Raw genomic sequence first — 13,839 nt, 5'->3', positions numbered from 1 at the left:
TTCAGATCAGATGATTGCGCTGGGCAAACTTGGAAAGGTGCACCACCGATGACATACGCAACTTTTCCTTGAGCCGGGTCTTGTAGGTACTGATGGTCTTGTGGCTCAGCAGCATGTCTTCGGCGATTGTCTTGTTGCACAGGCCCAGGGCGAGTTTTTGCAGCACCGTCAACTCGCGATCCGAAAGCGCATCCACCATTGCCGCTTCCGTGACTTGCAAGTCGTCGCGGCGCACCGAACTGGTTGCAATGCTCGGGAAGCAGCTGTAGCCGGACATGATCGCCTTGATCGCCTTCTGCAGCTCGTCCAACTCACCGGTCTTGGCAACAAAACCCATCGCCCCGGCACGCATGCAGCGGGTAGAAAAAAACACTGCCAGGTAGGACGTGAGCACCAGGATTTTGCACGGCAAGCCCAGCGCCTTGATCCGGCTGATCACTTCCAGCCCGCCCAGCTTGGGCATCGCCAAGTCCAGGATGATCAGGTCAGGGCACTTCTCCCGCGCCATTTGCATGGCATCGGCACCATTACCCGCTTCGTAGATCTCACCGAAACCTTCCAGCTTCAGCAGATGCTTGACCGTCTCACGGATAAACGGATGGTCATCCACAATTAACGCCTTGATCATAAAACTCCCCTAAGCGAACACTGCACCCTTTCACATTACGCGGGACCTCGATACCTGTGAGAAATGACAGTGCCGACGAACGGCACTGAGCACACCCAAGGCGATCACCAAGCGCTGCCGGGCCCCTTCGATTGAAAACACCACGAGCCTGTGAAGCCGGGCCGAAGGGCCCACCAGTCGTAAGTGCGCAACCTTAACAACGTAATGATGCTCAAATTGAAGGAGTAATCCTGAGTGAGTGTAGGACTTATCCTCACAAAGCCGACCCCATCCATGGATTAAGCGGGTTTTCCATAGGGGAATCAGTCGGTGGTACTCGGACTCCAGAAGGCTTGCACCACCAGAGTCGACATGGAAATACGCGCCACCAGCGCATCCAGCTCATCACCATCGACCGACGTTGCGGCCAGGGTGGCCTCGATTTCCACTTCCTCGCTGCCGAACGGCCGCACGTCGACGTCACTGGCCGGGTAGTTGCACCGCGCCAACTCGGCTTCCAGCAACACCATCACGGCTTGTTGCTGGCTACGCCGCGCAATGACATAGAGGATATTGGTGACCTCCGCCGACACCACATCCAGCGGCTGGCGGTTGATGTTATTGACGATCGGCCGCAACAGCGTGTTGGCCGCCAGCACAAACAGCGTGCCCAGCAGCGCTTCGAGGATCAGGTCGGCACCGGCACAGGCACCTACCGCCGCCGAGGCCCAGAGGGTCGCGGCGGTGTTGAGCCCGCGCACATTGCCCTCTTCACGCATGATCACACCTGCACCCAGAAAGCCGATGCCCGACACCACATACGCCACCACGCGCACCGCGCCTTCCGCACCACCGAGACGGTTGGCCATGTCGACAAAAATCGCCGCCCCCACGGCGACCAACACGTTGGTCCGCAGACCCGCCGTACGCTGACGGTACTGCCTTTCGAAACCAATCAGGCCGCCGAGGATAAACGCCGCGGTGAGGCTGACCACGGTGTCGACGAGGGAGTTGAGGTTGATGTTATTGATTGCTTGCATAAGGATTCTTCCCTGCTCATTACCCGCCAAATTTACGGATGTGGAAACCCTTCAGCACCGGGGTACGGCGTGTTGGCATCAACCACATACCACAGGCGTGGAACAGGGTGATGTCAAGGATCGAGCAGCACCGGGCGCCCACCGTAAAAAACGGGCGCAGGCGTGGCATCCCGGGGTGAGCCAGGTGCTGATCAGCGTCTATGAGAGGGATCGGGCAGGGCCAGGACTGGCCGCTGCCGGGATGCCGCTTCTCGCTATCTGAGGCGAGACAACGGCATTGAAAGCATGCGCGTTACCTTGCCAAGTATGTACCGGTTACCGAAACCGGCCGACAACTGTCACTCGAACAAGTACCCACTGAGGGTCTCCGCTATTGATGAAAACGCGCGAAGCTTACGCCCCGTTTACGGGGGAGTAAACCGTAGGAAAGTATCTACATGAGGAATGAGACAATTCTTCAGGGTAAGTTCAGACAGGTCAATTTCAGGGGGTACCCGGTCGATCCCTGGCGACCACAGCCAGGTAATCATCAACCTGCCCATCGGCCAGCGCCTTGATCTGTATCGACACGCGGTTCACGCGCTGCCCCATCGTGACCCCGTCACGGATACGCACCTGCCTATAGCCCAGCCGGGGCCAGAAACGCTCGGCCTTGATATTGCCGATGACGACCGTCAGCCGCAGCCATCGGGCACCGCGCTCTACCGCCCACGCTTCAAGGTCCTCATGTAACTGGTAAGCGAGGCCGGTGCCATGCAGGCGCTTATCGACCAACAACAACCCGATATGCCATACACCGACTGCCAGCACATCCGCGGCAATATTCACCACCGCAACAAGTTGGTCATCAACATCGCGATAACCCAGCCAGTACATCCGGCTGCAGGTCCAGCCTGCGGGCAGGCCGCCCTGCAACTCGTCATGCGCCTCAGTCGGCGTCGCCGGCTCGCCATTCACGGCGATGAAGTAATCCGGCGCCCGCTCAAAAAACCGTTGCAACTCGGCTTCATCGCGACCGCCCAACTCAACCACACGAACGCCCTCGATGGAGCAGTCCGGTATCACCTGAGCATCTACGTCCATGTCCACTCTCTTTCAATCATCCCGCGTCAGCACTTCCAGCAATTCAATTTCAAAGCGCAGATTGCTGTTGGGCTTGATATGCGCGCCGATTGAACGCTCGCCATATGCCAGGTGCGCCGGCACGAACAACGTACGCACGCCTCCCACTTGCATGCCCATCAGCCCTTGGTCCCAGCCCTTGATCACTCGACCGGTGCCGATCACACACTGGAACGGTTTGCCCCGCTCCCACGACGAATCGAACACCGTGCCATCTTCCAGGGTGCCGGTGTACTGGGTAGTGATCAACGCGCCCTTGACGACGGCCTTGCCGGTGCCGGGGCGGATGTCGGTGATCTGAAGTTCATCAGTGCTCATGGCGTTCTCGTTGTAGGCGCAAAGGTTGGGGGTTTTCCCAGAATTGATGGGGTTTGGCAAGTGTGGGCGCGGCCAGCTCACCGAGCGGGATACGGGAGCCTCGAGGAAGTGCTGGGCCACCTTAACGGTTTGCGATTGCCCTACGAAAGAACACGATATTCCCCAGCCAAAAATCACTTCCTGCTTATTCTCAGGCACCAGTGGCTACATACAACCTATGGACAGACAATCATATCGGATCAGGGATTATCACCATGACAATAGGCTCAAACTTCAACTACCCTGCGGACGTGGCCCGGGAACATCATCGAAAGAAGCGCTCTTCCAATCATAAATGGAAAGCCAGATTCCCTAACCCACCAGATTTGTGCTTTGACTATCGTGCATTGGTAGAGCAAGAGAATGGCATTGCCCAAGCCACTCAAACCGGTCATAAAATCTGCATTATTGGAGCAGGCATTACAGGTTTAACAACCGCACGGGAACTGCATAGGTGCGGCTTCACAAATATTACGTTAATTGAAAAATCCAAGCGCATTGGCGGCAGACACCTCACAGCACTTGGGAGCAACAATACCAACACAGTCGGTCGCCCCCCTTTTGAAATGGGCGCGATGAGAATGCCATTTTTCAATATGTCAGATGAGTCCCCTAAAGAAGGCCGCTCACTCATGGCCTATTACGCTGACGCATTTGAATTAGTTCATTCAGACTTTCCCAATCCGGGCAGTCCTGCCGTTCGATCAACTGGTATATACCTACGAGAAGGCAGCATAGAAGGTAACAACGAGCCCACCATGCTCATATGGAAAAACACTGACGGAAAGACCGCGCCACCTGGTGAAATGTTAGGGGCTGTATTCGCAAAATGGAAAATATTTGCTGAGCGCATGACGCTACACGTTTCGGAGCATTATGGTTCCGAACGTTGGGAAGACATGTGGGCCTCCATTGTCAAAAAGTACGAAAGTGTTTCATTTCGCGACTTAGTGAAAATGCCAGCTATTGACAGATGGAGCCCCAGTGAACCAGGCAATTTTGGCGGAATGGGCATGACTGCTCAGGAGTCAGCGGTTTTCTATTCTATTGGGATTGGTGATGGCAGTTGGGGAGCTTTCTATGACGTTTGCTCAATTTACCCCATACGCACCGCGATATTTGGATTCAGTAGTCATTTGCAATTGATCCACGGACGTGTAAATGCGGATGGAACACCAATAGCCTCGCCCTATCTGAATGCGACGGAAATCGTTGACTCTGGCGGGCTTCACTTCAACACACCCAAGTACGTTGGGTTAGGTGCGCTCGCAGAATCTCTCTTATTCATAAAATCAGACGACACCCATGAGTCTTTGTATGAACACTTAATAAAAAGCCCATCCGGTTTGCTTACCAATAGTTCAGTGACAAAAATAAAAAAAACTTAAAAATGGTAAAACACGAGTTTATTATGATTGGAACACCACACAGCCAGAGATAGTAAAGAGGAAATTTATCGATGCTGACTCTGTCGTCATGACGCTTCCTTCCTGGCTGATAGAGACACAAATCCTTCTCGAAAACTTTGATCAGAAAATGCTCCCATTCGAGATAGTCGCGGCCTATAAAACAGCTCACTGGGAAACCAGCTGCAAAGTGTACGCCCCTCTTAAAAAGTCCTTTCTGTCACATAACAAAACCATTCCACAAACTATCGTGACCGACAGCTTAGTCCACGACATTTACACTTATCGCTACAATGAAAGCAACACCTACGACTGCATACTGCTCAGCTACACATGGGAAGATGATGCTACAAAACTTTCAATATTCAGCGATGAAGAACTCGTAGACAAATGCATAGAGGAACTTGATAGGATTCTTTTAAAATCAAGCAACATAAAACAAAAAATATCTCCTTATATAGGCCGTGAACAAGCGATCGTCCAGCGCTGGATGAATGATAAGAACTCACTGGGTTGTGCAAAGCTTTATCGCGCGGGAACCTATTACGAGGCGGTGAGTTTAATGAAATACAACAGAGACTTCTCTTACGCCTCGGGACTTTATCTTTGCGGCGAATCATTCTCTGTCGATGCCGGCTGGACTGAGCCCTGCTTCAGAGGCGCGCTGGATACGGTTATCCACATCTGCAATAAAACCCAAGCACGCTTTAATGGGGGATTTAGCATTCAAGACTATCCAGAGTATAAAACTTAAATAGCACAAGAGAAATAGACTACCGCTTAACAGGAACCGTCTGACTTTCATTTAAACAAATTGCCGCTTCTTATAAACATCCAACCACTTCCTGGTTGTATAACAATAAGAGGCCATCTTCATGAGCGAACCCACCAGCCCCGCCCGCGTAGCGGTCATCCAGTTTGACCCTCAAGTCGGTATCGACAACCGAGCCACCAACCTGCAGCAAAGCCTTGCACTGGCAACCGAAGCGGTGAACGGTGGCGCCAACCTGATCGTGCTGCCGGAGCTTTCCAATTGTGGATACTTCTTTCGCAGTCGCCAGGATGCCTTTGATCATGCCGAGACGGTGCCGGACGGCGTCAGTGTTCGGGCGTGGATTGATTTTGCCTGCAGGCATCAGGTGTATCTGGTTGCGGGCTTGAGCGAAATCGACGCTGCGCGGTTGTTCAATACAGCGGTTCTGTTAGGTCCCGATGGCTTCATCGGTAAATATCGCAAAGCTCATTTGTGGAACCTGGAAAAACTCTGGTTCTCCCCAGGAGATACGGGTTTTCCAGTGTTTGAAACGCCCATTGGCCGCATCGGTTTACTGATCTGCTGGGACATCTGGTTTCCAGAAGTACCGCGCATTCTCAGCCAACAAGGCGCCGATATCATTTGCAGTCTGAATAATTGGGTCTGGACGCCACCCCCGCTATTCGATGACGCCGGCAAGTGCATGGCATCGTACCTGACGATGACCGCGGCCCATGTGAACAACGTATTTATCGCAGCTGCCAGCCGTATTGGTGAAGAGCGCGACGCGCGTTATCTCGGTTGCTCGCTGATTGCCGGAACCAATGGCTGGCCCATCGGTGCTGTAGCTTCGCCCAATCGCCAGGAAATCCTGTTCGCAGATATCGATATCACCAGCGCCCGCAGTGCGCCCATCTGGAACAACCTCAATGACCTGCAACGCGACCGACGCACGGATCTCTACGATCAAATACTCGGGTATTCCCAACACCCTGCCCTGCCACGCTGATCGGAGGGCAATTCATGGGAACGTTATTTACCAAGGCAACACTCATCCGATCGAGAGCAGAAACTACGGTCTTTATCCTGGGTGTGTTAAGTGCGTCACTGGTGCTCTGGGTAACACTGAGTCATCAAGGTTCCTGGCCAGGCTATGCCGACATGACCGACAGCCTGCCCCACCCCGCTGCCTGGCTGCGCTGGATACTGGGGGATATCAGTGAAGTTGCCTTCTACAAGCACGAGCTTGCTTCGCTCGGTTTGCTGAGCGGTGCCTACCTGGCCTGGTGGGCAAGCAAACGCGGGAAAACCTGGCAAGGCTTTTCAATTTCTTATGGTACCGGGCTGTGGCCTTGGCTGGTCACCAGCTCATTGCTGGGGCTGTTGCTGAGCAACTTGTTGTGGGGTTGGAGCGTCAACTCCCAGACATGGCAACCGACGTTTGCAGCATTCGTCTCATTGCCGGCGGCCATGGTGCTGATGTTCGGTGGCGGCTGGAAGGTCACGCTCACGGGTGCGTTAACAGGGGCTCTGCTGGTTACGCCGCTGTGTATTTTGATCGTGAACCTCGTATGCGTGCCACTGGGCTTGCCGGTGGTGATCGGCAACGTGCTGGGCATGGCCATAGGGAGTGTCATAGCGTTCGTACTGTGCCATCGCATGCCTTCACTGGTGCGCTCGGACTACGTCGCGCCCATCAGGCCCATGCCTGCCAGGACGCCCACCTACGGCATGGTGTGGAGCCTGCGTCGAGTGTTGGCGGACTTTTCTGAAGCGCCCTTTTTCGGAAATGAACTGGCCAGCCTTGGACTATTGGCCGGCGTATTACTCGCATACGCCCTGAACCCGCTCAGTCCGGCTTATGGGTCGGGCCTGCTTTTGCATATAATCGTCGCACAGGCCCTGACATCGGCGCTGGGTGTAGTGATCTGGCGGCAACAGTGGATCAAGCGGGGCTGGTACCCAACTTACGTTCCGTTGGTATCGGTGGTGCCTGCGGCGGTGCTCACACACGGAGGCAATTGGACGGTGATAGGTTCAAGCGCATTACTGGGCGCACTGATTGCACCGCCACTGGCCTGTGCAATTGCCGGGCGACTGCCTGCGCACTTTCATCCCTATATCGGCAATGTAATAGCGATGGCGCTCAGCACACTTATGGTGGTGCCACTCGTGGGCTGGGTGGCCTGAGCCTGAGCACTGTGCCCACGCTGTGCTGTTGAGACAGCGTGGGGGCAGTCAAACCGTTCGACCTTACAACCACCGCCAGAACCGACTCCAGAACCCCCGCCCCAAATCATCCTTGCACCCGGCATATTGCGCCGCGTACATCTGCGAACGCGCCTGCACTTTGCTGGCCACCGGCGGCAGCCAGGGTTTGGCGGCGTAGGTGCGTTGGCGGTAGCCGCCCCATCCTTCGTGGTAGTTCAGGTATTGGCCGTAAGCGTCGTATTTGTACACGCCGTTGATGGTGTAGGTCTTGTCCATGTACCAGCCGACAAAGTCGATGGCATCGTCGAAGTCCTGGCGACTCGCACCGCTGCGGCCGGTGCTTTTGCGGTAATCGTTCCACACCTCATCTTTGGCCTGGGCGTAGCCGGCGGCAGTGGAGACGCGGCCCCAGGGGATGATCCACAGCAGATATTTACGCGGGGTCAAGGCGTTCTGTCGAAAGCCGGACTCCTGATACATGATCGCGAACGGCACCTGGATGGGCACGCCCCAGCGCTTTTGCGTGACTTTGGCGGCGTCGTACCAGTCGTCCTTTTCGCGGAAGATACCGCAGATATCATTGGGTGTGCGTGGCGGCGAGGTGCCGCAAGCCGCCAGCATTGAGGTGAGTAACAACAGTCCGACGGCTTTGCCTGCGCTCAAGGGGCACCTTTGCGTGATACGCGTAAAAAGCCGGCATTTTACGCGCTCAGCGAAGCGGCGTCCTTGCCGCAAACCGCTTTAAGCCAAAGGTACTCGACGCGTAGTCAGTGCCATACGTCCCACAAAGAAGCTCAAGGCCGCGCCCAGCAACAGCATCGCCAGGGTGCTCCACGCCGCGCGGGACACTTGCTTGGCCGCCACTTCAGCGGCTTCACGGGCCTGTTGCTCAGCCTGTTGTTTCAGCTCATCGACCTTTTGCACGGCTTGCTGGTACGCCTGGGCATAGTTGTCGACGATCTGGGTCGCCTCAGCCTTGCTCTTGCCGGTGCGGGCCGCGACGATGTTGATCAGGGCGTCTTTATCCGCGGCATTCAAAGCGGGCTCGCCGGAGGCTTTGACCCGATCGAACCACTGTTTCAAGGCGTCCGGTGCCTGGGCAGGGTCAGTCGCGGCGGCCGTCGCCGATTGTTTGCCATCCTGCGTAGCCTGATCAGCTTTCTGCTCAATGCGGGCAGGGTCCAGTTCAGGCTTGCCGCTTTGCTTGAGCAAGGTGTCGAGCTGACCTTGCAGGCTGTTCCAATCCAGGCGGATGCCCTGCTCGTCCAATTGCTGCTTGACGCTATCGCTGATACCCGGCGCCACAGCGGCAATGCCACTGCCGGCAGCGGAGAGGCCCTTGCCCACCACATTGCCCGCCGTGCCAACGACGCTGGAAGCCAGTGCCGCCAACAACCAGGTGGTAAACAAGGTGGTCAGCGTCCAGGTGAGCACGCCATGAAGGCCGCCGCGATCCGGTGCGGTACGCCCCGCGACGAACGCACCAACGGCGATTGCCAGCAGTGTGGAGACAAACAACCAGATACCGGCGCCCGTACCAAAACCACGCAACGGGTTACCCGCCTCCATCGGGTCGACCGCACTTGCGCCAATGGCGGTGCCCAACACACTGAGCACCAGGTAAGTCACCAGCGCAATCGCGCTACCGGCCAGGACAGCGCTCCAGGACACCCGAAACGCAGAACGATTGGTTTCATAGACAGTGGTCATGTTCGATCCTTTGACAGTGATTGACCGTTTCAGTCTGGCGAGCGCACTGCCAGAATTCCCCGTTCAAATGCACCAGTAAACCTGGTGCATTCGCACCCCAGCCCGGGAAATTGTTCTGCACTATTCTGAAGCCCGGATGTCGTACTTCCATGCGCTCAAACCCAGGAGAAATCATGACCCAGGACGTTCTCGCCAAAGAAACCAACCGCCGCCAACTGCAGCAGATCATTTCCGGGCTTTCCGACGGCGTGATTCTCGCCGAGGTTGACCAGACCATTCTTTGGGCCAACGAAGCCGCACTGAACATGCACGGTGTCAGCGAGGTCAAGGACCTGGGGGCGAACACCGAGGAATACGCCAAGCGCTTTGCCTTGCGCTATCGCAATAACCATCCGCTGCAACTGGACAGCTACCCCCTCGCCCGTGTGGCCGAAGGCGAAGAGTTCAGCGATGTCATCGTGGAAGTCATGCCTGCCGCCGACGAGGAGCGCAGTTGGGTGCACCGCCTGCGCAGCCTGGTACTCAACGATGCATCGGGTAACCCCGAATTGCTGGTGCTGATCCTCAGCAACGCCACCGAATGGGCCAGCGCCGAGCAGCGCTTCGAAAAAACCTTCAATGCAAACCCGGCACCCGCGGTGATCTGCCGCTTGAGTGACCTGCGCTACATCAAGGTCAATCAGGGTTTTCTGGAGATGACCGGCTATAACCGCGAGCAGGTCATCGGCAAATCCGTGTATGAGCTGGATGTGCTGGAGCAGGCCGAGCGTAAGGATCTGGCCATTCAGCGTCTGGGCGAAGGCGCAACCATCCCGCAGATGCAGGCCGAACTGAAGCTGCCCAAAGGCGGCAGCAAGCTGGTGATCGTCGCCGGTCAGCCGTTGGACATGAACGAAGAAGACTGCATGCTCTTCTCCTTCATGGACCTGGAGCCACGGCGCAAGGCGGAGATTGCCTTGCGCCAGAGTGAAGAGCGCTTCGCCAAGTCGTTCCGACTGACGCCGGTGCCAACCCTGATGTGCAGCGCCGATAACCGCCAGGTAGTGGATGTCAATGAAGCCTTCATGAACATCACCGGCTATACCAGCGAGGAATTGATTGGCAAAGCCATCGAGGAAATCGACTTTATCGACAGTCCCCAAGCGGCCGAACACCTGTTTGCCTGTCTGGAAAAAGCCGGCCAGTTGGAAGGCCAGGACATCAAGGTGCGCAAGAAGGGCAATGAATTGATCGACTGTGTGGTCTCCGCCGACACCGTGATCATTCAAGACGTGCCCTGCTACCTATTGGTGCTGATGAACATCACCGAACGTAAACGCACGGAGCTTGAACTCGTGGCGGCGATTGAAGAAGTGATGCAGGACGCCTCCTGGTTCAGCCAGACCCTGATCGAGAAACTGGCCAACGCCAAGAGCGTGAAGAGCCCCAATTCACCGACCGTGGCGTTTACTGATCTCACCGCCCGTGAGCGCGATGTGCTGGGGTTGATTTGTGAGGGGCTGGCCGACAAGGAGATCGCATCACGCTTGAAGCTGGCGCCTAATACCGTGCGTAACCATGTGGCCACCGTGTACTCCAAACTGGGGGTGCACAGCCGCAGTGCGGCGATTGTCTGGGCCCGTGAACGCGGGCTGTTTGCCGGTGAATTGCGCGTGGCAAACAGGTCATAAAAAGTGCAAATGCACTAGTGCAACTAGTGCGAACTCACCTTATTGCGGCCCAGGCTAAGCCATAACCTTTAAGGCATCGTACTAATGTCTTGAAGGAACCAGCATGTTTAGTCTCTCTCAACTGCGAAACTGCATCGAAGAAGGCCTGTCGCCGCTGACCTGTGAATTCACCCTGTGCCGGGACGCGTCCCTGACCCTCAAGGTCTTCGATGCCGAAACGGGTCGGGTCGATCTGGTGGTCACCGGGATCAGCACCAACCGACTGCAGACCGCGCAAGAAGTCGCAAAGATGGTCGAAGAGCTGCGCTACGAACTGGAATGCAACAATGTGGGCAAGCTTACGCTGGATGATTTGCCTTCAGCGACGCCCCAATGAAATAGAACACGCCGCCACCCACGATAAACGCCCCCAGCATGTAGAACATGGTGTGGGCCGGCAGGCTGGCCAACACCATCCCGCACAACACCGGCCCCAGAGCAGCGCCCAGGTTGGACAGGTTCTGCGCCCCGTAATACATGCCCCGCAAGTGGTCCGGGGCGATCCGGTCGATAAACATGTACTCGGCCGGGAACACGATGATTTCCCCCACGGTGAACACCGCCATTGCCAGTACCCACCACAACACGCTGGTGGACAGCGCAAAGCCAATCAAGCCCAACATGAACATACCCAGGCCCGCGACCAGCCACTGGCTCAGGTAGCGGTGCGAGATACGCCGGCCAATCACGTACTGCAAGGCGATCACCCCCACGGCATTGGTGGTGAGTACCGCGCTGATCACGGTGTAGGTGTATTGCGCCGTCGTGGTTGTCACCAGGTACTGCGAAAGCCACGCGGTGAACTGGCCGAACACCACGGCACTGAGCACGCCGCCGAGGGTGAAGCACACCAGGCGATGGTCGCGCAGCAGGACACGGCCTACCGCGATGAACGACACCGGTTTTTGCGTGGCATCGATGGTGGTCAGCGTGCGATCGCCCCAGCGCCAGTACAGCAGGAAAAAACCCACCCCCAACAGCGCCGACAGCATAAACGGCAGGCTGATATCCAGATTGGCAACCATCGCCCCAAACGCCGGCCCGACCGCGTAACCGATATTGGTCAGGGTGTATTTGATGGAAAACACTTCGCTGCGCGCGTCTTCGGGCAACAGGCTGGCGAAGCCGGCTTTCACCGCAATATCGATGACGGCGTAGGCCAGGTTGATCAGGATCAGGCAACTGTAGAACGCCCAGATATTCCCCGCGAGCACCGTGCCGATAAAGCCCACGACAAACACCATGCTCAAGCCGAGCAGCAGGCGATAACTGTTGATACGGTCGACGAGAAAGCCGCCGTAAACACTGAGCAGCGAGCCGACAATCAGCGAACTGCCGATCACCAGGCCCACCTCGGTAATATTGAGGCCAAAGCGGCTGGTGAGGTAAATGACCAGGTACGGAAAGGTGATCGCCTTGGCCAAGGTCAGCATCAACGTGGCGGACAGCAACAGGTTAACGGTGCGGGGGTAGGTTCTTATTGTGGCAAGCATCCTGCTCTCTTTCTTTGAAGGTAACGCGACCCTTTCGGTCGGTTACCTTAACTCAAGAGCGGCGCTTAACGAGAGGTCATTTTTTAACGGGCGTGATTTCAAGAATGGTGCCGTTGGTAGTCTTGAGCAGCACGAATTTATCGCCTACCCGCGCCCACTGGCTGTCGGCTTCAGGTTGCTTGAGGCCGTGCTTTTTCCAATTGCTGACCGCCGACTCCTTGCGCATCAGCATGTCCGGGGCACGGTCGCCCTCCTTCAAATCGCGAGCGTTGATGTTTGAAGGTTGTACGGTTTCCTGCGGAGTATCACCGGCTTGCACGACGAAGCTGGCGGTGGACAGGCCGGCAGTGAGCAGCAGGCAGGCAACGAGGGCTTTGGAATTCATAGGTACTCCTTCAATGAATGATGCATACCCAGGTTACGACCGCCGGCCGATGTGAACATTCAACCCAGAATTCGCGATGAAGGGACCTGGGCAGCTTCGCTGCCCGGCGGGAGCAAGCTCCCTCGCCACAGAGGGTTGCTCTCATAACCAAACGGCGTCCCACTACCCCATACATTGCCGCTAGCACCTAACTCAACGAAATCATCCGCCAGTAACTGCGTGGCGAGGGAGCTTGCTCCCGCTGGGCTGCGCAGCAGCCCCAAAAAGCCCGAATTCAAACCGTCTGAACGAACCCAATAAATCGACCTGGGCAGCTCCGCTGCCCGGCGGGAGCAAGCTCCCTCGCCACAGAGGGTTGCTTTTATAACCAGGCGGCGTCCCAAAGGGGGTAGTCGCCTATCTGCTGGACCAAGCCGGCCCGCAGGGGATTGGCAATGACATAGCGAGCAATTCGAATAAGATCTTCTTCTGCACGGACCGCACGATCATGGTATCCACTCTGCCAGAAAGCACCTCGTGTATGACAAGCACGATTAATGGTTAATGTGCTTCTCGACTTCACACGTTGCATCACCTCGGGCAACGTGGCCTCCCTCAGTTCAAATAGCCAATGAAAATGGTCCGGCATGATGACCCAAGCCAGTGAATCAACGAGATTGAGGTCATGAGCTTGCTTAAATTCGGCAACCAGTAATCGTCCCAAGCGAAGATCGGTAAATACTGGGCGGCGTTGATGAACCACGGAGGTGACCAAATAGGCACGACCAGACTCTGAATAACGACCACGCCGTAACAGATGAGAATTAGGTTTTTTAAGCAATCCTATGCTCCTGGGTTAAATGGATACCCCATTCAACCTAGCCGGCACCCGGCCTCACCCTGCCGAATACAGTTTCCCAATATTTCCCCTGTGGCGAGGGAGCTTGCTCCCGCTGGGCTGCACAGCAGCCCAAAAAACCCGAATTCAAACCGTCTGAATGAACTCAATAAATGGACCAGGGCAGCTTCGCTGCCCAACGGGAGCAAGCTCCCTCGCCACAGGGGA

The 13,839-nt window shown here is 56.2% G+C and carries 13 protein-coding genes and 1 pseudogene; 5 read left to right on the top strand and 9 right to left on the bottom strand.

Features of this window, described 5'->3' with window-relative positions:
* Position 1: 1 nt before the first annotated feature.
* The 4 genes from M5B97_RS23060 to M5B97_RS23045 form a co-directional block, all read right to left on the bottom strand.
* On the bottom strand, positions 2-628 hold the full coding sequence (locus tag M5B97_RS23060) for a response regulator transcription factor (RefSeq protein ID WP_134660702.1): 627 nt from the start codon (positions 626-628) through the stop codon (positions 2-4).
* Positions 629-930: 302 nt separating this feature from the next.
* Positions 931-1,647 carry an MgtC/SapB family protein gene (locus M5B97_RS23055; RefSeq protein ID WP_134660701.1) on the bottom strand — a complete coding sequence of 239 codons (717 nt, stop codon included), beginning with the start codon at positions 1,645-1,647 and terminating at the stop codon, positions 931-933.
* A 483-nt stretch (positions 1,648-2,130) separates the two neighbouring features.
* On the bottom strand, positions 2,131-2,730 hold the full coding sequence (locus M5B97_RS23050) for a GNAT family N-acetyltransferase (RefSeq protein WP_248732749.1): 600 nt from the start codon (positions 2,728-2,730) through the stop codon (positions 2,131-2,133).
* Positions 2,731-2,742: 12 nt separating this feature from the next.
* Complete coding sequence (locus M5B97_RS23045) at positions 2,743-3,087, bottom strand: FKBP-type peptidyl-prolyl cis-trans isomerase (RefSeq protein ID WP_060756432.1); 345 nt, start codon at positions 3,085-3,087, stop codon at positions 2,743-2,745.
* A gap of 254 nt (positions 3,088-3,341) precedes the next feature.
* On the opposite strand from M5B97_RS23045, the pseudogene M5B97_RS23040 reads away from it, so the two are divergent.
* The 3 genes and pseudogenes from M5B97_RS23040 (at position 3,342) to M5B97_RS23030 (ending at position 7,476) form a co-directional block, all read left to right on the top strand.
* Positions 3,342-5,286, top strand: a pseudogene (locus M5B97_RS23040) (FAD-dependent oxidoreductase).
* Positions 5,287-5,407: 121 nt separating this feature from the next.
* Positions 5,408-6,295, top strand: coding sequence for a nitrilase family protein (locus M5B97_RS23035; RefSeq protein ID WP_123717706.1), 888 nt, complete (start codon positions 5,408-5,410; stop codon positions 6,293-6,295).
* 14 nt (positions 6,296-6,309) lie between these two features.
* Entirely contained in the window at positions 6,310-7,476 is a 1,167-nt protein-coding gene (locus tag M5B97_RS23030; protein WP_248732748.1) for a hypothetical protein, read from the top strand.
* Positions 7,477-7,539: 63 nt separating this feature from the next.
* On the opposite strand, the gene M5B97_RS23025 is transcribed toward M5B97_RS23030, so the two are convergent.
* Entirely contained in the window at positions 7,540-8,160 is a 621-nt protein-coding gene (locus M5B97_RS23025) for a hypothetical protein (RefSeq protein ID WP_123717708.1), read from the bottom strand.
* 78 nt (positions 8,161-8,238) lie between these two features.
* Positions 8,239-9,207 carry a hypothetical protein gene (locus M5B97_RS23020; protein ID WP_248732747.1) on the bottom strand — a complete coding sequence of 323 codons (969 nt, stop codon included), beginning with the start codon at positions 9,205-9,207 and terminating at the stop codon, positions 8,239-8,241.
* A 173-nt stretch (positions 9,208-9,380) separates the two neighbouring features.
* Here M5B97_RS23020 and M5B97_RS23015 point away from each other — a divergent pair, with 173 nt between their 5' ends.
* The gene (locus M5B97_RS23015; protein ID WP_248732746.1) at positions 9,381-10,877 is read left to right on the top strand and encodes a helix-turn-helix transcriptional regulator; all 1,497 of its coding nucleotides are present in this window, start codon (positions 9,381-9,383) and stop codon (positions 10,875-10,877) included.
* A 103-nt stretch (positions 10,878-10,980) separates the two neighbouring features.
* Positions 10,981-11,253, top strand: a complete 273-nt coding sequence (locus M5B97_RS23010; RefSeq protein ID WP_123717711.1) for a DUF1652 domain-containing protein — start codon at positions 10,981-10,983, stop codon at positions 11,251-11,253.
* Here the strand turns inward: M5B97_RS23010 and M5B97_RS23005 are convergent.
* The 3 genes from M5B97_RS23005 to M5B97_RS22995 form a co-directional block, all read right to left on the bottom strand.
* Positions 11,216-12,409, bottom strand: coding sequence for an MFS transporter (locus tag M5B97_RS23005; RefSeq protein ID WP_248732745.1), 1,194 nt, complete (start codon positions 12,407-12,409; stop codon positions 11,216-11,218). The two genes, M5B97_RS23010 and M5B97_RS23005, sit on opposite strands and share 38 nt — an antisense overlap.
* Positions 12,410-12,485: 76 nt before the next feature.
* Entirely contained in the window at positions 12,486-12,794 is a 309-nt protein-coding gene (locus tag M5B97_RS23000; RefSeq protein WP_123717713.1) for an RcnB family protein, read from the bottom strand.
* 361 nt (positions 12,795-13,155) lie between these two features.
* Positions 13,156-13,614 (bottom strand): transposase, encoded by a 459-nt coding sequence (locus tag M5B97_RS22995; protein WP_248732744.1) that lies wholly within the window; start codon positions 13,612-13,614, stop codon positions 13,156-13,158.
* Positions 13,615-13,839: the final 225 nt, after the last annotated feature.

Origin of the sequence: Pseudomonas sp. MWU13-2517 (genome assembly GCF_023242545.1) — a bacterium.
Lineage (GTDB): Bacteria > Pseudomonadota > Gammaproteobacteria > Pseudomonadales > Pseudomonadaceae > Aquipseudomonas.
This window is presented reverse-complemented; position numbering and strand designations above follow the sequence as displayed.